The organism is Parabacteroides sp. AM08-6, from assembly GCF_003473295.1.
Classification (GTDB): Bacteria; Bacteroidota; Bacteroidia; order Bacteroidales; family Tannerellaceae; genus Parabacteroides.
Window position 1 is genome coordinate 233,063 of record NZ_QRMP01000002.1, and the last position, 16,541, is coordinate 249,603.

Sequence of the window (16,541 nt, forward strand, 5' to 3'; positions counted from 1 at the left end):
TACAATAGTTTTATTCAAAAAAAACCAAAATAAGATAGAATCTGATGGATGCAGCCCTTATTTGACAGGCAATATCTCAATCCAATAGTCATCCGGGTCGTGAATAAAATAGAGTCCCATCTCTATGTTTTCGAAGCAGATAACTCCTTCTCTGCGGTGATATTCGCGTATTTCATCGTAATCGCCGGCTACCCGGAAACACAGATGGCTTTCGTTGTCGCCCAAATCGTAGGCTTCCTTGCGGTCACGCAGCCAGGTTAGTTCCAACAAAAAGCCGGTTGTACTGTCTGTCAGGTAGACCAGGATAAAGGAACCGTCGGCAGCTTCTTTACGATGATGTTCCTTTAAACCCAGTTCTTTGTTATAGAATGCAATGCTCCTGTCCAAGTCGAGGACATTGATATTAAAATGGTCAAATCTGCTTTTTATCTCCATATCTATATAAATGTTTGAGTGTATAAATACTAAAATGATTAAATATCTGTACCTTCTCCCGGTATACTTAGCAGCACGTAACGGCAGCCGTGTGATTCGGCATAAGGACCAAATGCTTCGACCTCGGCCGGACGTTCCCAGAAGTGCATGGGAATAAAAATGTCGGTTTTAATCCGGTCCACAAATTGTTGGGCGCCTCTCATAAAGTTTGTACCGATACGCGGATCGACCGGGAACATGGCTACATGAAGGCTGTCTGTTGTTTTCGTTAGGTCGTTCAGCTCCTTCAGATAAGACTTCTCAGCCTCGCTTACTTCTTGGGACGTGGATTCATCCTGCCAGTGCCAGTTGTTCAAATCGCCGGCATGGAAAAGAAGTTTCCCTTCCGCTTTCATCAGGAAGGAGATGCCCACATCGGTCGAGCCGAATGCTTCGATTGTCAGATTCCGGTCTTCGTAGGTTTCCCCTTTTTTCAGGTAGATGGCATCTTCCTTGGCTGCTCGCTTCCGTTTCAGTATATCTTTGGAAAAGATATAAACGATGTTTTCTTTGGCGGATTTCCATTTTAATACTTCCGGATTGAAATGGTCCGGATGGAAGTGGGAAGCTAATATATATAATGTACCCGCGCGTTGGAGAAGTTTCTCGTGTACAAATCCTTCATGCGGAGCTTTCCCCGTATCCTTATAATAATCGATAAGGATGGCATATCCGTCCGCTTCGATGGCAAAGCCACTGTGATTGATGTATGTGAGTCTCATCTCTTATTTGTTTACAAATAAAACACCGTTCGGACGGCACTTGTTTACAAATATACATATTCTTTCCGTCCCTTATCGGTTTTCTCCTTATTTATTATTGTTTTCAATGGGAAGGTTTAGCTGTTTGCTACTATTGAATTAATCGTTCGCCAATTGGTGAACGGTCGTCCGTCAATTGGCGAACGGTCGTTCGCTGGCTGACGAACGTTCGTTCGTTGGATGGCGGACAACTAATAGGTTAGGAGGAAAGACCTAAATGCTCTGTAGGAAATAGCTAATTGATAAGGAGCAAATAGGGAATGCTTTTACTTTGAATACAAACCACAGTTAATCTGTGTTAATAATAAGTACCTTGCGATACAAGGTATTCTCTTAAGGGATATATTTGTCTCGAAATGATAAAAATGTTTCCTATTTATGTAACAAATGTTCAAATATTACGTCTAATAGGTTAAAGTAATTACAAAATATGATGATTCAGCTTAAAGGTATTAACAAAACGTATTTCAACGGTGCTCCTCTGCATGTCTTGAAAGGTATAGACTTGGATATAGAGAAAGGCGAGATGGTAGCCATCATGGGGGCTTCCGGTTCCGGTAAATCTACCCTTTTGAATATACTCGGAATATTGGATACATACGATACGGGAACTTACACCTTGAACGGTCAGTTGATACGTGATTTGAGCGAAACGCGTGCGGCCGAGCTGCGTAACCGGATGATTGGCTTTATTTTCCAGTCGTTCAACCTGATTTCTTTTAAGAATGCGATGGAGAATGTGGCTTTGCCTCTTTATTACCAAGGGGTAAATCGCAAGAAAAGAAATGCCTTGGCTATGGAATATCTCGATATGGTAGGTTTGAAGGACTGGGCGGAACATATGCCGAACGAGATGTCCGGCGGACAGAAGCAGCGTGTCGCCATTGCCCGTGCCTTGATAGCTAAACCGCAGGTAATCCTGGCTGACGAACCGACCGGTGCTTTGGATAGCAAGACAACTGTCGAAGTGATGGAGTTGCTTCGCAATGTGAACAAGGAAGGAATGACCATGGTTATCGTGACGCACGAACAATCTGTTGCAGAAGTTACCGATAAAATAGTACGCGTGAAAGACGGCCTGATAGAAACAATCGAAAAGGGAGAAGGACATGTTAGACTTTGACAGTTTCCGCGAAATATGGAGTACCATTAAAAAGAACAAGCTCCGTACCTTCCTGACCGGTTTCTCTGTGGCATGGGGCATCTTTATGCTGATAGTCCTGTTGGGAGCCGGCAACGGCTTGCGGAACGGGGTGATGAAAAACATGGAAAGGTGGTCGGACAACCGTATAGAGCTTTGGGGACGTTATGCCACGAAACCTTATAAGGGAATGCAAACCAACCGTCGCATAGAACTGAAATATGAGGATTTGGATGCAATCCGGCGCGAGAACCCGGAGGTCGATTTGATAACGGCGGTTATCAGCCGGAGCGATACGCTTTCATTCGGTGAAGAGTATAATTCCTATACTTTGAGTGCCGTGCATCCGGAAAAAGCGGTTATCGATAAGATAAAAATGTCAGTCGGCAACGGTCGTTTCATCAATGCGGTGGATGTGGCACGGAAGCGTAAGGTAATAGTTATCAGTCCGCGGATGAAAGAGGTGCTGTTTAAAGGCAAAGACCCGCTGGGGCAATATGTCAATGCCGGTCAGATAGCCTATCAGGTTGTCGGCGTATATACCGACGAAGATAACAGTAATGATGCGCCGGCCTATATCCCTTTTTCTACCGGGCAGACGCTTTATAACGGAGGATACGGTCTCGACGACCTTGTTTTCACCGTAAAAGGTATCAATAATGTGCAGGAGAATGACGCTTTGGAGAAACGCATACGGGAACAATTCGGAAACCGGCATCATTTCGACCCGGAGGATAAGCGTGCTTTGGGTATGTGGAACACGCTCGAGGATTATATGATGCTGAACGGATTGATGAACGGCATCTCCTTGTTTATCTGGATTATCGGCATCGGAACGTTGACTGCCGGTATCGTGGGAGTCAGCAACATTATGCTGATTACCGTCCGCGAACGGACACGGGAGTTCGGTATCCGTAAGGCCATCGGAGCTACACCCTTCTCTATCCTGAAATTGATAATCATAGAGTCTATCCTGATAACGGCAGTGTTCGGATATATCGGAATGGTAACCGGAGTTGGCGTCACCGAAGCTATTAATGCCTTCATGGAGAGTACAAATGCCGGAGTGGCGTCCAGTGAAGATGATATGAGTATTTTCCTGAACCCGACTGTCAGCTTGGGGGTTGCTTTGGCTTCGACGGCCCTGATTATTGCGGCAGGTGTGCTGGCCGGTTATTTCCCGGCGCGGAAAGCCGTCAAGATAACAGCTATCGAGGCTATGCGAAATGAATAATAAATAAAAAAGATAAAAGATGTTCCTGTTTGATACAGACCGTTGGGTTGAAATCTGGGTGACAATCACCCGTAATAAGACGCGAAGCTTACTGACCGGCTTCGGTGTCTTTTGGGGCATCCTGATGCTGGTGCTCCTGCTTGGTTCCGGCAACGGACTGCAGAATGGCGTGATGAAGAATGTAAACGGTTTTGCCACCAATTCAGCCTTCTTTTTTTCGGAACGGACCGGAGAGCCATACAAAGGATATAAGAAAGGACGTTATTGGCAGATGCGTAACCGGGACTTGGAAACAATCCGTCAACGGGTAAAAGGTGTTCGCTATCTTTCCCCTATGATTATGCAATGGGGCGGACAAAATAATGTGGTGCGGGGACAGAAAGCCGGAACGTATAACGTGCGTGGCGTATATTCCGAGTATTTCAATATTGAAACCCAGCATATCTTGGCCGGCCGCCTGCTGAACGAAATCGACATGGTTGAGAAACGCAAAGTCTGTCTGATAGGCAGCATTGTCCGGGAAGTCCTCTTTGCACCGAACGAAGACCCTATAGGCCAGTATATCCGCGTGAACGGCATTTATTATCAGGTAGTCGGAGTGATTAAGCCGAAACCGCGTGCCCAGATTGGCGGACGGACGGAGGAGAGTGTCATGCTTCCTTTTAAGACGCTTCAGCAGACATCCAACCAAGGGGATAAGTTTTGGTTCTTGTGCGCCACGGCGGACGACGGCTATCCCTGCGACAGGATGGTGGAGGATATTAAAATGGTACTCAAGTCGCAAAACGAAATATCGCCGACCGACGAGCAGGCTGTCAGCAGCTTCACCATCGCCAAGCAGTTCGAAACCTTCAGTCTGATGTTTATGGGGATTAACCTCGTTGTCTGGTTTGTCGGTGCCGGTACATTATTGGCCGGAATTATCGGAGTCAGCAATATTATGATTGTAACGGTTCGCGAGCGGACCCGCGAAATAGGCGTGCGTCGTGCCATCGGAGCCAGGCCGTTCGATATTATCTCACAGATTATGAGCGAAAGCCTGCTGCTTACTTCGTTGGCCGGGCTGATGGGGCTGAGTCTGGGTGTTTTCCTGCTGGATTTGGTCAATCAGGCTTTGGAGGCGGGCGGCGAGGCCTCGAACGATACCTTTTTCGCCAATCCGGAAATTCATATCGGGACCGCTTTCGTTGCCACCGTTATCCTCCTGGTCAGTGGTTTGCTGGCGGGATTGATACCGGCCTGGCGTGCGATGCAGATTAAGGCGATAGATGCTATTAGAGAAGAATAAATAATAAAAAGAATATAATCATGAAGAATCGTATTGTAAAGAAAATCATGCGTATCATTTTCCTGGTCCTGATTGTGGCCGCGGTAGTCGGCACATTCTATTTCCTCTGGAAGAAATCCCGGCCGGTTATCACGGTATACGAACTGGTAACGCCAACGCGGGATACCATCGAGACGAAGACCGTCGCGACCGGGAAAGTCGAGCCTCGCGACGAAGTACTTATCAAGCCGCAAATGTCCGGTATCATATCCGAAGTATTGAAAGAGGCAGGGCAGATGGTGAAGGAAGGCGAAATCATAGCCAAGATAAAGGTCATCCCCGAAATGGTCCAATTGAATAGTGCCGAGTCCCGCGTGCGGGTTGCCAAAATCAGTCTTGAACAGGTGAGTGCCACCTTCAAGCGGGATGAAGAACTTTATAAACAGGGAGTGATTGCCAAGGAAGAATTCGAAACCTCGCAAGCTACCTATAAGAAAGCACAGGAAGAGGCCGAGAATGCTCAGGATGCACTCGAAATCATCCGCGAAGGTATTTCACGCAAATCGAGCGCAAGCAGTACGACGCAGGTCCGCTCCACTATCACCGGTATGATACTGGATGTGCCCGTGAAGGTCGGAAATTCCGTTATCCAATCCAACACATTCAACGATGGAACGACCATTGCGACCGTAGCCGACATGAATAACATGATTTTTAAAGGAAAAGTAGACGAAACGGAAGTCGGCCGCATCAACGAAGGCATGCCGATAAAACTGACGGTAGGGGCCTTGGACAGCCGCAATTTCGATGCCCTCCTGGAATATGTCGCCCCCAAAGGCGTGGAAGAAAACGGAGCAGTCCTCTTTGAGGTGAAAGCCGCCGTACAGATGCCTGCCGATGCCTTTATCCGTGCCGGCTACAGTGCCAATGCGGAAATAGTACTGAAACGTGCCGAAAACGTGCTGTCTGTCCCGGAAAGCTGTGTGGAATTTAGTGGCGACTCGACCTTCGTGCAGCTCGTTACACAGGAATTGCCGGAACAAAAGTTTGAAAAACAACCTGTAAAAGTAGGCCTTTCCGATGGTATCCGGATTGAAATAAAAGAAGGTTTGAAGGAAAGCGACAAAGTACGGGGAGCCATCATCGACCCGAATAAGAAATAACGTATCTAAAAGTCAGAACAATGAGAAATCAATTGATAATAGCAGCAGCCTTGCTTCTTTCCTGCCCTTTGGGACGGACGCAGGAGGCGGCGCGGCAATGGTCGTTGGAGGAATGTATCCGCTATGCCATCGAGCACAATATCGACCTGAAGCAGCAACAGCAGGAACAGGAGAGCCGTAAGGTGGAACTGAACACCAGCAGATACAGCTGGCTTCCGGATTTGAATGCCAACATGGGGCAAAACTTCGACTTCGGCCGCTCCCCTTCCAAGTCGGGGGTGATTGTAGACCAGAATTCCGCGAATACGTCTGCCAACATCTCCCTGAGCATGCCCATTTTCGATGGTCTGAAGATACCGAACGATATTGCAGCCCGCAAGCTGGACCTGAAAGCTGCCGTTGAAACCCTGAACAAGGCTAAAGAAGATTTGGCCATCAATATCGCTTCCTACTACCTGCAAGTCCTATATAACAAGGAGGTCTTGAAAATCGCCGAATTGCAAGTTGCCCTGAGCCGTGAGCAGGTCACGAAGACGGAAGCGCTGGTGAAAGCCGGAAAAGTTCCCCTCTCGCAGCTCTACGACATGAAAGCCCAATTGGCTAAAGATGAAGTCTCGCAGACTGAAGCTCGCAATAATGTAAATCTGGCCATACTTGACCTGACTCAAAGCCTCGAACTGGAACGTGCCGGCGAGCATTTCGACATCGTTGTCCCTGAAACGGGCGATGCCGTAGAACAATACATGGGCAGTATCCTCCCACCGGATGATATTTATAACCATGCTGTCGACTTCAAGCCGCAGATAAAAGAACAGGAGTACTTGCTGGAAAGCCAGAAGAAAATGCTGAAGGTAGCCCAGGCAGGCTATTATCCCAAACTGAATTTCGGAGCCAGCTACAGCAACGGCTATTACCATTATTCCGGTGATGGCGAGTATGATAACATCGCTTTTAGCGAGCAGCTGAAGAACAATGGCCGCAAAACAGTGGGCTTCAGCCTGAGTATCCCGCTATTCAACCGTTTCCAGGTGCGCAACAGCGTTCGTTCCGCACGTATCAATATCCGCAACCGCGAACTGATGATGGAAAATACAAAGAAAGTCCTTTATAAAGAAATCCAGCAAGCCTACTACAATGCCACCGCTGCGCAGGAGAAATATGTGGCATCCGATAAGTCCGTTCTTGCCAGCAAAGAAGCTTTCACCTATGCCGAAGAACGTTACGCTGCCGGTAAAAGCACGGTTTTCGAATACAGTGAAGCAAAAACGAAATACGCACAGAGTCTGTCCGAACAGGTACAGGCAAAATTTGATTTTATATTCCGTGCAAAGATATTGGACTTTTATAATGGAACGCCAATAACATTGTGAGATTTTTAAGTAAGACACACTTTTATTTGAAAGAGAAAGAGAGGTTCCCGGGATGGAAGCCTCTCTTTGCTTATCGGAATATCAGTGTTTATTGTTTTAATTTCCCTATGAATAACACATTGTTGTCATTTTCATGTAGGGAGGCGGCCAATTCTTTCATCTTTTCTTTATCCTTATCGGGGCATTTGCCGGAGGATAGAAGTTTTTCGACTTCTTCTTGCATCGAACCGGGTTCCAAACTCCGCAGATAATAACCTTTGTTGAAACTATAATAAGTAGGCATATTTCCAAAGAAGTCGTTTACAAGATTGAACTTGACAGCCTTTCCTGTTTTCTTGTCAATCATGTATGTGCCTCCTCCGGTTGGGCGTTGTTTCTCATTATCCCAGTAATAGCAGTTGGCAAAATAGCAGGTAGGAAGTTCCATATAGAGGTGTATGGGCTTATTCTCTTTTGGGAAATTCATGGCAAAGTGTGGCTCCAACCTGTTTTCAGCTGCATTGTATGCAAACAGTGTGTCGTTTGAAGTATGGAAGAATTCAAAATCTGGTCCGTTCTGGTATGAGAAGATTTCTCCGTTAAAGTCGCCAACCTTCATGTGTGCCGGAGTGAGGATTTGCTTGGTAATCTTACCATCCATGTCCACGCAGAAGGCAAACGGGTCTTTCTCTTCGAAAGACATTTGGACGACGGATAATGTTCCGTCGTCATTCAATGATATTTTCGATTTATTTATATTCAAAGGCAACTTAATATCTTTTATCCATTTCCCGTTCAAGTCATACATCATGATTTTATTTCCGGTAAAGAAGTTGAGGAAGATATGCCCTCCTTTCTCATCTATGATTTCATCATAAATAGGCTGATTGTACTCACCCGGACCGCTTCCGACGTTCCCGACATCGCAAAGGAATTTCCCTTTCCTATCATAAAGTTTATAAGGCAGTCCGGTTTGTTGCCGTATACCGATATAATTGTCTGTTGCCATGATGACTCTGGCTTTAAATAGAGCGGCATCGCTATTATCGAACCGGATAAGCTGGCAGTCCTCTACCAAGTCGCTGAGCGGAAGTTCAATGGTGTTGTTGTCCACTGATGCGAAGTCGCATACCGTGAATTTGGCATTGCTGTCGGATACGCTTTTGGGATTGCTGTTACAACTTGCCAAAGCAACTGTTATCAGCGATAAGGCGGGAATTAGAACTTTTAGTTTCATAATAGATGAATTTTGAATGATTATAAAAACAAAAGTATGAATAATTCGTATGTGCGAACTATCCATACTCAGATAAAAAGATTGTTTTACGTTATCTTAACGGATGAACAACAATTCGCGGTATTTCGGCAGTGGCCACATCTGATTGTCCACCATCAGTTCGAGGTCGTCGATGTGGTTGCGGATTTCGTCCAGATAAGGAGCTACCGTGTCATGGTAGGCAATCGCCTTACTACGCAGGTCGGCAATGCGGTTTGCCTTTTTGCGGGCTTCCACCATTTCGTCGACCATGCGGGTGACGGCACAGATATGGCCGGCTATCTTACGAACCAGACGGCGGGGCTCTTCCGACATATCATCGTATTCCGGATAGCTGCCGAATGTATCCTTCAGCTTGGCCAGATTATCCAGCAGGACGGATTGGTAGCGGACGGCTACCGGGATGATATGGTTGAGCGACAAATCGCCCAGTACGCGGGCTTCGATTTGTACTTTCTTGATGTAGATTTCCCATTTTACCTCGTTGCGTGCTTCCAGCTCTTTCTCGCTCAACACACCGGTTTCCTTGAACATCCGGATTACTTCCGGAGTCAGATAAGCATCGTATTGTAGCGGAACGCTGTTTTCGCAATCCAGGCCGCGGCGGGCAGCCTCTTCTTTCCATTCTTCTCCGTAACCGTTGCCGTCGAAACGGATAGGTTTGGACTCTTTAATGTATGCTTTCAGGACTTCGAAGATGGCGGCTTCCTTGCTTTTCCCTTTGGCGCGCAGGGCTTCTACGTCTTTCTTGAATTCGCGCAGCTGGTAGGCTACGGCAGAGTTCAGGGCCAGCATAGCCGAACCGCAGTTTGCCGACGAACCCAGTGCACGGAATTCGAAACGGTTTCCGGTGAATGCAAAAGGTGATGTGCGGTTGCGGTCCGTATTGTCGAGCAGCAATTCGGGGATTTGTCCGAAGCCCAGGTGCAACCGTTTCTTGTCGTCTACCTCGATTGCGTCTTCGATGGAGCAATTCTCGAATCTATCCAATATTTCTGAAATCTGAGTGCCTAAGAAGGATGAAATGATAGCCGGGGGCGCTTCGTTGGCGCCAAGACGATGCGCGTTGGTTGCCGATGCGATACTGGCTTTCAGGAGGGCATTGTATTTATAGACGGCCATCAAGGAGTTGACTACGAATGTGATAAATCGCAGGTTGTCTTCCCTGTCTTTTCCCGGGGAGAAGAGGTTGATGCCCGTGTCCGTTCCCATCGACCAATTACAATGTTTTCCGGAACCGTTCACTCCCATAAAGGGCTTTTCGTGCAGCAATACGCGGAAATTGTGACGGCGGGAGACGCGTTTCATCACCGACATCAGCAGTTGGTTATGGTCGTTTGCCAAGTTGCATTCCTCATAGATGGGGGCCAGCTCGAACTGGTTCGGGGCGACTTCGTTGTGACGGGTTTTCACCGGAATGCCCAGCTTGTAGCATTCCGTTTCCAAATCTTTCATGAATTCCTGTACACGCGAAGGGATTGCTCCGAAATAATGGTCGTCCAACTGTTGGTTTTTGGCACTTTCGTGTCCCAACAGTGTGCGTTCCGTCAGCGACAAATCGGGGCGTGCCGAGTAGAGTTCTTCGTCCACCAGGAAATACTCCTGTTCCCAGCCCAGGTAGGTAATGACTTTTTCCACCTCTTCATTAAAGTAGTTGCATACCTCTTTTGCCGCTTTGTTTAATGCCTCGATGGAACGGATAAGCGGCGTTTTATAGTCCAGGGCTTCGCCGGTATAAGCGATAAAGACGGTTGGTATACAAAGCGTGTCATCTACGATGAAAGCGGGCGAGGATGGGTCCCAGGCGGAATATCCGCGTGCTTCGAAGGTGTTGCGCAATCCGCCGTTCGGGAAACTGGAAGCATCCGGCTCCTGCTGGGCAAGCAGCTTTCCGCTGAATTCTTCTATCATGCCGCCGTTGCCGTCGTGTTCCACGAACGCATCATGTTTTTCGGCTGTTCCGTCGGTCAGGGGTTGAAACCAATGCGTGTAGTGGGTGACTCCTTTTTCCAGTGCCCACATGCGCATACCGGCAGCTACATGATTGGCAATTTCACGGTCGATGGGAGTTCCATTGTCGATGGCATGTGTCAGAGCCTTATATGTTTCCTTGGAAAGATACTTTTGCATCGCCTTCCTGTTGAAAACGTTCTCGCCATAATATTCGGATACTTTTTGTTGGGGAGTAATCGCTTCCACAGCCTTTCGGTTGGATGCTTTCTCCACTGCATTGAAGCGTGAGATTGACATACTATTTGTTTTTTTTATGTTATACCGGTTGCAAAGATAACATGTAAAAGTTTACCAACCTCTTTCATTCGGGAGTTAAAATATAGTTTTATACGGAAAAATCCGTATGTCCCTATTGTCCTCCCATGATGTCCAGCAATTCGTTCGTGATGGCTTGCTGGCGTGTTTTGTTGTACTGCAACGTCAATTGTTGTATCAAGTCATTGGCATTGTCGTTGGCCGTTTGCATGGCAAGCATACGGGCGGCATGTTCCGACGTGTTCGTATCCAATAGGGTCGTGTAGATAGTCAGGTTGAGCAGCTTGGGGAATAATAGTTCCTGCAAGCGGGCGGGGGAGGGCTCCAGGATATAGTCTGCGTAGATGGCGGAGCTTGTATTGCTGTCCGGCAACGTTATCGGCAGGTAAGTCTTTTCGGTCAGCACCTGCTCTGCCATGTTTTTGAAGTGATGATAGAGCAGTTCTATCCGGTCTGCTTGTTTGTCGGTGAAAAGCTTTGTCAGCCGGGTAGCCAGTTCCATAGCCGCTTCGTAAGAGGGCTTGTCGGCGAGGTGGACGAAATCGTTTTCTGCCGGATAGCCCGCTTTCCGCAATTCGTCGGCAATCTTTTTACCGACGGGATAGATGCGGACAGTAATCCCCGCCTCCTCGTATTTATGCAGCAAGGCGGACAACTCTTTCCATACGTTGGCATTGAAAGTTCCGCAAAGGCCGGTATTGGACGAGAAAGCTACCAGTACGACCTGTCTTACTTCACGCTGTTGCGTGTAAGGGGAGTCCTCATCTACCTTCGTGGCGAGGAGAGCGTTCAATATAGCGGATAATTTATTTGCATAAGCAAGCGCATGTTCAGCCAACGTCTGGGTATGGTGCAGCTTGGCAGAGGATACCATCTTCATGGCGGAGGTTATCTTCTGCGTGCTGTGGATAGACGCGATACGAACTTTTATCTCTTTTAATGATGCCATAATGCTTATTTATACGTTTCTGCCAGCTGACTGGCTGTCTCTTCCAGTATTTTGCTGATATCGTCATTGATAACACCGGATTTCAGCACATCCAGCACATCTTTTCGATGTGATACTTCCAGTGTTTGAAGAAACTCTTTCTCAAACTCGTGGACTTTGTCCAACGGGATGTTTTTCAACAAACCTTTTGTGCCGCAATAGAGAATGGCAATCTGTCGCTCCACCGGCATCGGGCTGTATTGAGGTTGTATCAACAATTGTGTGTTTTTCTGCCCTTTGTCGATAGTGAAGGCTGTAACCGCATCCATCTCGCCGCCGAATTTGGTAAATGATTCCAACTCGCGGAACTGGGCCTGGTCGATTTTCAACGTGCCGGCTACTTTCTTCATTGCTTTCAGCTGGGCATTTCCTCCTACACGTGAAACAGAGATACCGACATTGATAGCCGGACGGTTTCCTTGGTTGAAAAGGTCGGTTTCCAAGAATATCTGTCCGTCGGTGATGGAAATCACGTTGGTCGGGATATAGGCGGAGACATCGCCGGCCTGTGTTTCGATAATAGGCAAGGCAGTGAGTGAGCCTCCTCCAGTGACCTTCTCTTTCATGCTTTCCGGCAAATCGTTCATCTCGCGTGCCACTTCCGGCTGGTTGATGATTTTGGCCGCACGTTCCAGCAGTCGCGAATGCAGGTAGAATATATCGCCCGGATAGGCTTCCCGGCCTGATGGACGGCGAAGTATCAGGGAGACTTCGCGATAGGCGACCGCTTGTTTCGACAAATCGTCGTATACAACCAGCGCATGACGACCACTGTCGCGGAAGTATTCTCCGATGGCAGCTCCGGCAAACGGAGCGAAATATTGCATGGCCGCAGGGTCGGAAGCTGTCGCGCTGACCACAATTGTATAATCCATCGCCCCTTTTTCCTGCAAGGTATTGACTAAGGAGGCAACGGTGGAACCTTTTTGCCCGATGGCTACATAAATGCAGTAGACGGGTTTGCCTGCTTCGAAATTGCTTCGCTGGTTGATAATTGTGTCGATGGCAATGGATGTTTTACCTGTCTGGCGGTCGCCGATAATCAATTCTCGCTGTCCGCGCCCGATAGGAATCATGGCATCTACAGCTTTGATGCCGGTTTGCAGCGGTTCGTTCACCGGCTGGCGGAAAATAACGCCCGGAGCCTTTCTTTCAAGCGGCATCCGGAAACTTTCGCCGGTTATCTCCCCTTTTCCGTCAATCGGGTTTCCCAATGGGTCGATGACGCGGCCTATCATACTTTCGCTCACATCGATAGATGCGATACGGCCGGTACGTTTTACGGTATCGCCTTCTTTCACTTGGTCGGTTGGGCCCAGCAGGACGGCGCCGACATTGTCTTCTTCCAGGTTCATCACGATGGCTTCCATGCCATTGTCGAATTGCAGCAGTTCGTTGGCTTCGGCATTGTCGAGACCATAAATACGTGCAACGCCGTCGCTGACCTGGAGTACTGTCCCCACTTCTTCGAGCTGGATGCTGGTACTGATTCCTTCAAGCTCCTGACGCAGGATGGCGGAAACTTCGCTAACTTTTATCTGTTCTGTCATACGTTTATCTTTTTTATTTTCTTTCAAGCAACCGGTTGCGGATGTTGCGTAGTTGCGTCGCATAGCTTGCGTCTATCCGGTAGTGGCCTATACGCAATCTGAATCCTCCTATCAATTCCGGTTTTACATGACCCGAGAATTCGATGGTGCAGCCCGTCTCTTCCCGTAATTTGTCTTCGAGGTGTCCTTTCGTTTTCTCGTCGACAGGGACGGCGGAACTGAACTGTACGCGGGTGATTTTCCTGTCTTTCCGGTATAAATGGATATAGCTCCATACGATAAACGGCAACATGCTTTCCCGTTTATGACGCAACACCAACCGGACAAAACGGGTGTACAGGTCGCATACTTCTATTCCCGCGGCAGCTGTAAGCAATTTGACTTTTCCGTTGTCGGAGACAATCGGATTGCCCAAGGCTGTCAGCAGCTCCGGTTCCATTTCGAAACTGTTTGCCAACATCTTCATATCATCATACAACCGGTTTTCCTGCTTTTCGTCTTTTGCCGTGGCAAAAAGCGCTTTCGCATACCGGGAAGAGATAGTTCCTATATCCATAACTTACGATTTACTAAACGATACCTCATCGAGCAGCCGGTCGATAATGTTTTGTTGTTCTTTATCGCGGCCGATTTTCTCCTTCATCACTTTTTCTGCAATGGCGATGGAAAGGTCTGTTATTTCCGAGCGGACTTCACGAATCGCTTTTTCCTTCTCTTCACGTATCCGCCGGGTAGCCTCTTCCAGTTGCAGACGAGCTTCGGCAGCCGCTTTTTGGCGGGCTTCGCCGATAATCTGTTCTTTTTCGGCCAGGGCTTCTTTCAGTATGGCGTTTTGTTGTTCTTTGGCTTGAGCCAGAAGTTTGTCGCCTTCAACTTTGATATTGGCGAGTTGCTCGTTGGCTTGACGCGCTGTTTCCAGCGAATTATCGATGTAGGCTTTCCGTTGTTCCACCGCTTTTATGATGACGGGGAAACCGTATTTGGAAAGGATTACAAAGACAATTCCGAACGAAAGTATCATCCAGAAAAGAAGTCCTGTATCCGGGGTTAATAATGACATAACCTATTGTTTTATTGGAATAAGGCCAGGAAACATACTACAATAGCAAACAGTGCGACTCCTTCTATCAAGGCTCCCATAATCAACATCGAGGTACGGATTTCACCTGCGGCAGAAGGTTGGCGGCCAATAGATTCGACTGCACCTTTTCCTATAAGTCCAATTCCGATACCGGCTCCGATAGCGGCCAATCCCGCTCCGATTGTTGCACCTAATTTAGCTATGCCCATACCGGCTGCTTGTAATAAAATAGTTGATAACATAATGTATAAACTTTAAATTAGTATTCTTAATTAATAACCATTATTCTCTGATTCGCGCCAGACCTATATAGTTGGCCGAAAGTAAGGTAAATATGTAGGCTTGCAGGCAAGCTACTAAAAGCTCTACACAGTTCATGAAAGTACAGAAGAGGACGGATACGACTGTCATTCCGCTGTTCACCGCCAAGCCCATGGATGTCGTGATAAATATCAGACATGTCAGCGCTAGGATGATGGTGTGTCCGGCCATTATATTGGCGAACAGACGAAGCATCAACGCGAACGGTTTGGTAAATACCCCGAAAAATTCCACAAACGGCATGATGGGTATCGGTAACTTCAAGTAGATAGGGGCTTTGGGCCAAAAGATTTCTTTCCAATATGTAGCCGTCCCGAACACATTGACTGCTATGAAAGTACAGGCTGCCAGTACAAATGTGACTGTGATGTTTCCTGTAATATTCGCACCTCCCGGAAAGACAGGAATAATCCCTATCAGATTGTTAATCAGGATAAAGAAAAATACGGTAAGCAGATAAGACGAAAACGGCTTGTATTCTTTACCGATGCCTTCTTTTATTACTCCGTCCTGAATATAGCTAATCACCATTTCCATCAGCCCTATAAACCCACCCGGTGCTTCTCCCGGATGCTTTTTGTACCAGCGTGCGGTACGAAGCACAATGAAAAGCAGAATAGAGCAACTCAATAACAAACCGCAAACATTTTTGGTGAGCGAAAAGTCCAATGGACGTACTTCTTCTCCTTTCCTGTTTTTTTCGACTACTTTTCCTGTATGTTCGCCTTCGGTGGCAATGTAATAGTTGTGATGCGTATTGCCATGATGCAGATGCGAGGAAAGAAACATATCCCAGCCACGCTCTTCACTTTTTACCAGGATGGGGAGTGAGACGGAAATCTCTTTTCCATTCCATTCGGTGATGTGCCAAGTATAAGCATCCTGGATATGGGAAAATACGATATCCTGTACATCCACATCGCCGGAGGCCGCCCGGACCGGAGTGAAAAGGCAAAGCAGCATCAGCAATATTGCCCACGTCAACCGTTTATTTGTTTTCCAATTCATTTTTCTCTCTTTTCTCTCTGTTCATCCTTTTCTTTTCGTATAAATATAGAGTATAAGTTTCCATCCCTAAGTAGATGAAATAGAACAGCATCATGGTAAATCCGAATGTTCGTAGTTGTTCGCCTACAAATGCAGCATAAAGCCAAAGGAAAACCAACGCCAATGTGAATTTACAGAAACGGACAATCATATAGGTGGTGACAGTCACATCCCCCTTTTTCTGTTTTACCAGATTCAGGAAGAAAGCCATTGCAATGGCCATCAGCCAGTAAAACAAGGGTATGGACGGATACCATTTGAAATAATGTTCAGGGGCAAAGTCGTATAATAGACCTCCTACTACAACGCCTACTGCTACATTTACTAATGTAATCAATCCTATTAACCGTAATTCCAACCTGTTACTCATAGTCGTTCTTTTTTTATTCGATACAAACGGACAAATGGTCGTCCTTAACTTCTACAAATCCGCTTTTTATCGGCAGTTCGTTCCATTCTCCATGCGTCAGGTAGCGGATAACTCCTTTTTGCAGGGCCCCAATCAGCATACTGTGATGAGGAAGGATATCGAACAAACCGGCTTCGCCCGGAAGTGATACACTTTCCGTTTCTCCTTCAAACTGGAGACCCTCCGGTGAAATGATTTCCAACTTCATATCC

General features: G+C 47.1%; 17 protein-coding genes. 5 read left to right on the forward strand and 12 right to left on the reverse strand.

The genetic code is table 11. The features are described 5' to 3' along the window. Positions 1 to 57: 57 nt before the first annotated feature. Together DW103_RS02755 and DW103_RS02760 are read right to left on the reverse strand one after the other, a co-directional pair. Positions 58 to 435: a VOC family protein gene (locus DW103_RS02755; protein WP_122274134.1), complete on the reverse strand. Its 378-nt coding sequence runs from the start codon at positions 433 to 435 to the stop codon at positions 58 to 60. A 38-nt stretch (positions 436 to 473) separates the two neighbouring features. Continuing rightward, on the reverse strand, positions 474 to 1,196 hold the full coding sequence (locus tag DW103_RS02760) for an MBL fold metallo-hydrolase (RefSeq protein WP_122274135.1): 723 nt from the start codon (positions 1,194 to 1,196) through the stop codon (positions 474 to 476). Positions 1,197 to 1,668: 472 nt separating this feature from the next. On the opposite strand from DW103_RS02760, the gene DW103_RS02765 reads away from it, so the two are divergent. Genes DW103_RS02765 through DW103_RS02785 form a run of 5 tightly spaced genes read left to right on the forward strand, consistent with a single transcriptional unit; the run spans position 1,669 to position 7,410 of the window. Continuing rightward, the gene (locus tag DW103_RS02765; protein ID WP_122274275.1) at positions 1,669 to 2,358 is read left to right on the forward strand and encodes an ABC transporter ATP-binding protein; all 690 of its coding nucleotides are present in this window, start codon (positions 1,669 to 1,671) and stop codon (positions 2,356 to 2,358) included. After that, positions 2,345 to 3,610 (forward strand): ABC transporter permease, encoded by a 1,266-nt coding sequence (locus tag DW103_RS02770; protein WP_122274136.1) that lies wholly within the window; start codon positions 2,345 to 2,347, stop codon positions 3,608 to 3,610. The genes DW103_RS02765 and DW103_RS02770 overlap by 14 nt, the downstream gene beginning before the upstream one ends. A gap of 25 nt (positions 3,611 to 3,635) precedes the next feature. Continuing rightward, positions 3,636 to 4,898 (forward strand): ABC transporter permease, encoded by a 1,263-nt coding sequence (locus tag DW103_RS02775; protein ID WP_122274276.1) that lies wholly within the window; start codon positions 3,636 to 3,638, stop codon positions 4,896 to 4,898. 20 nt (positions 4,899 to 4,918) lie between these two features. Further along, complete coding sequence (locus tag DW103_RS02780) at positions 4,919 to 6,040, forward strand: efflux RND transporter periplasmic adaptor subunit (RefSeq protein WP_122274137.1); 1,122 nt, start codon at positions 4,919 to 4,921, stop codon at positions 6,038 to 6,040. A 20-nt stretch (positions 6,041 to 6,060) separates the two neighbouring features. Beyond that, complete coding sequence (locus DW103_RS02785) at positions 6,061 to 7,410, forward strand: TolC family protein (protein WP_122274138.1); 1,350 nt, start codon at positions 6,061 to 6,063, stop codon at positions 7,408 to 7,410. Between the two features lie 88 nt (positions 7,411 to 7,498). On the opposite strand, the gene DW103_RS02790 is transcribed toward DW103_RS02785, so the two are convergent. From DW103_RS02790 to DW103_RS02835, 10 genes are all read right to left on the reverse strand, one after another. Then, positions 7,499 to 8,626, reverse strand: coding sequence for a 6-bladed beta-propeller (locus tag DW103_RS02790; protein ID WP_122274139.1), 1,128 nt, complete (start codon positions 8,624 to 8,626; stop codon positions 7,499 to 7,501). A 96-nt stretch (positions 8,627 to 8,722) separates the two neighbouring features. Then, positions 8,723 to 10,915 carry a glutamine synthetase III gene (locus tag DW103_RS02795; protein WP_122274140.1) on the reverse strand — a complete coding sequence of 731 codons (2,193 nt, stop codon included), beginning with the start codon at positions 10,913 to 10,915 and terminating at the stop codon, positions 8,723 to 8,725. 112 nt (positions 10,916 to 11,027) lie between these two features. Continuing rightward, complete coding sequence (locus tag DW103_RS02800) at positions 11,028 to 11,882, reverse strand: F0F1 ATP synthase subunit gamma (RefSeq protein ID WP_122274141.1); 855 nt, start codon at positions 11,880 to 11,882, stop codon at positions 11,028 to 11,030. Between the two features lie 5 nt (positions 11,883 to 11,887). Continuing rightward, positions 11,888 to 13,471: a F0F1 ATP synthase subunit alpha gene (gene atpA / locus DW103_RS02805; protein ID WP_122274277.1), complete on the reverse strand. Its 1,584-nt coding sequence runs from the start codon at positions 13,469 to 13,471 to the stop codon at positions 11,888 to 11,890. Positions 13,472 to 13,484: 13 nt separating this feature from the next. Next, positions 13,485 to 14,027: a F0F1 ATP synthase subunit delta gene (locus DW103_RS02810; RefSeq protein ID WP_122274142.1), complete on the reverse strand. Its 543-nt coding sequence runs from the start codon at positions 14,025 to 14,027 to the stop codon at positions 13,485 to 13,487. A gap of 3 nt (positions 14,028 to 14,030) precedes the next feature. Beyond that, entirely contained in the window at positions 14,031 to 14,531 is a 501-nt protein-coding gene (atpF, locus tag DW103_RS02815) for a F0F1 ATP synthase subunit B (RefSeq protein ID WP_122274143.1), read from the reverse strand. Between the two features lie 11 nt (positions 14,532 to 14,542). Beyond that, positions 14,543 to 14,794, reverse strand: a complete 252-nt coding sequence (gene atpE / locus DW103_RS02820) for an ATP synthase F0 subunit C (protein ID WP_122274144.1) — start codon at positions 14,792 to 14,794, stop codon at positions 14,543 to 14,545. Positions 14,795 to 14,834: 40 nt separating this feature from the next. Then, entirely contained in the window at positions 14,835 to 15,836 is a 1,002-nt protein-coding gene (gene atpB / locus DW103_RS02825) for a F0F1 ATP synthase subunit A (protein ID WP_233545593.1), read from the reverse strand. Between the two features lie 25 nt (positions 15,837 to 15,861). Next, positions 15,862 to 16,290, reverse strand: a complete 429-nt coding sequence (locus DW103_RS02830) for a hypothetical protein (protein ID WP_122274146.1) — start codon at positions 16,288 to 16,290, stop codon at positions 15,862 to 15,864. 13 nt (positions 16,291 to 16,303) lie between these two features. Next, a complete protein-coding gene (locus tag DW103_RS02835) occupies positions 16,304 to 16,537 on the reverse strand; it encodes a F0F1 ATP synthase subunit epsilon (protein WP_122274147.1) in 234 nt (77 codons plus the stop codon). Positions 16,538 to 16,541: the final 4 nt, after the last annotated feature.

What these genes read in the sequence shown, in the direction of transcription:
- DW103_RS02780 (WP_122274137.1), top strand. Translation starts at nt 4,919, where the DNA reads ATGAAGAATCGTATTGTAAAGAAAATCATGCGTATCATTTTCCTGGTC.
- DW103_RS02755 (WP_122274134.1), bottom strand. Translation starts at nt 435, where the DNA reads ATGGAGATAAAAAGCAGATTTGACCATTTTAATATCAATGTCCTCGAC.
- DW103_RS02795 (WP_122274140.1), bottom strand. Translation starts at nt 10,915, where the DNA reads ATGTCAATCTCACGCTTCAATGCAGTGGAGAAAGCATCCAACCGAAAG.
- DW103_RS02810 (WP_122274142.1), bottom strand. Translation starts at nt 14,027, where the DNA reads ATGGATATAGGAACTATCTCTTCCCGGTATGCGAAAGCGCTTTTTGCC.
- DW103_RS02785 (WP_122274138.1), top strand. Translation starts at nt 6,061, where the DNA reads ATGAGAAATCAATTGATAATAGCAGCAGCCTTGCTTCTTTCCTGCCCT.
- DW103_RS02765 (WP_122274275.1), top strand. Translation starts at nt 1,669, where the DNA reads ATGATTCAGCTTAAAGGTATTAACAAAACGTATTTCAACGGTGCTCCT.
- atpA (WP_122274277.1), bottom strand. Translation starts at nt 13,471, where the DNA reads ATGACAGAACAGATAAAAGTTAGCGAAGTTTCCGCCATCCTGCGTCAG.
- atpE (WP_122274144.1), bottom strand. Translation starts at nt 14,794, where the DNA reads ATGTTATCAACTATTTTATTACAAGCAGCCGGTATGGGCATAGCTAAA.
- DW103_RS02830 (WP_122274146.1), bottom strand. Translation starts at nt 16,290, where the DNA reads ATGAGTAACAGGTTGGAATTACGGTTAATAGGATTGATTACATTAGTA.
- atpF (WP_122274143.1), bottom strand. Translation starts at nt 14,531, where the DNA reads ATGTCATTATTAACCCCGGATACAGGACTTCTTTTCTGGATGATACTT.
- atpB (WP_233545593.1), bottom strand. Translation starts at nt 15,836, where the DNA reads ATGCTGCTTTGCCTTTTCACTCCGGTCCGGGCGGCCTCCGGCGATGTG.
- DW103_RS02835 (WP_122274147.1), bottom strand. Translation starts at nt 16,537, where the DNA reads ATGAAGTTGGAAATCATTTCACCGGAGGGTCTCCAGTTTGAAGGAGAA.
- DW103_RS02770 (WP_122274136.1), top strand. Translation starts at nt 2,345, where the DNA reads ATGTTAGACTTTGACAGTTTCCGCGAAATATGGAGTACCATTAAAAAG.
- DW103_RS02800 (WP_122274141.1), bottom strand. Translation starts at nt 11,882, where the DNA reads ATGGCATCATTAAAAGAGATAAAAGTTCGTATCGCGTCTATCCACAGC.
- DW103_RS02790 (WP_122274139.1), bottom strand. Translation starts at nt 8,626, where the DNA reads ATGAAACTAAAAGTTCTAATTCCCGCCTTATCGCTGATAACAGTTGCT.
- DW103_RS02760 (WP_122274135.1), bottom strand. Translation starts at nt 1,196, where the DNA reads ATGAGACTCACATACATCAATCACAGTGGCTTTGCCATCGAAGCGGAC.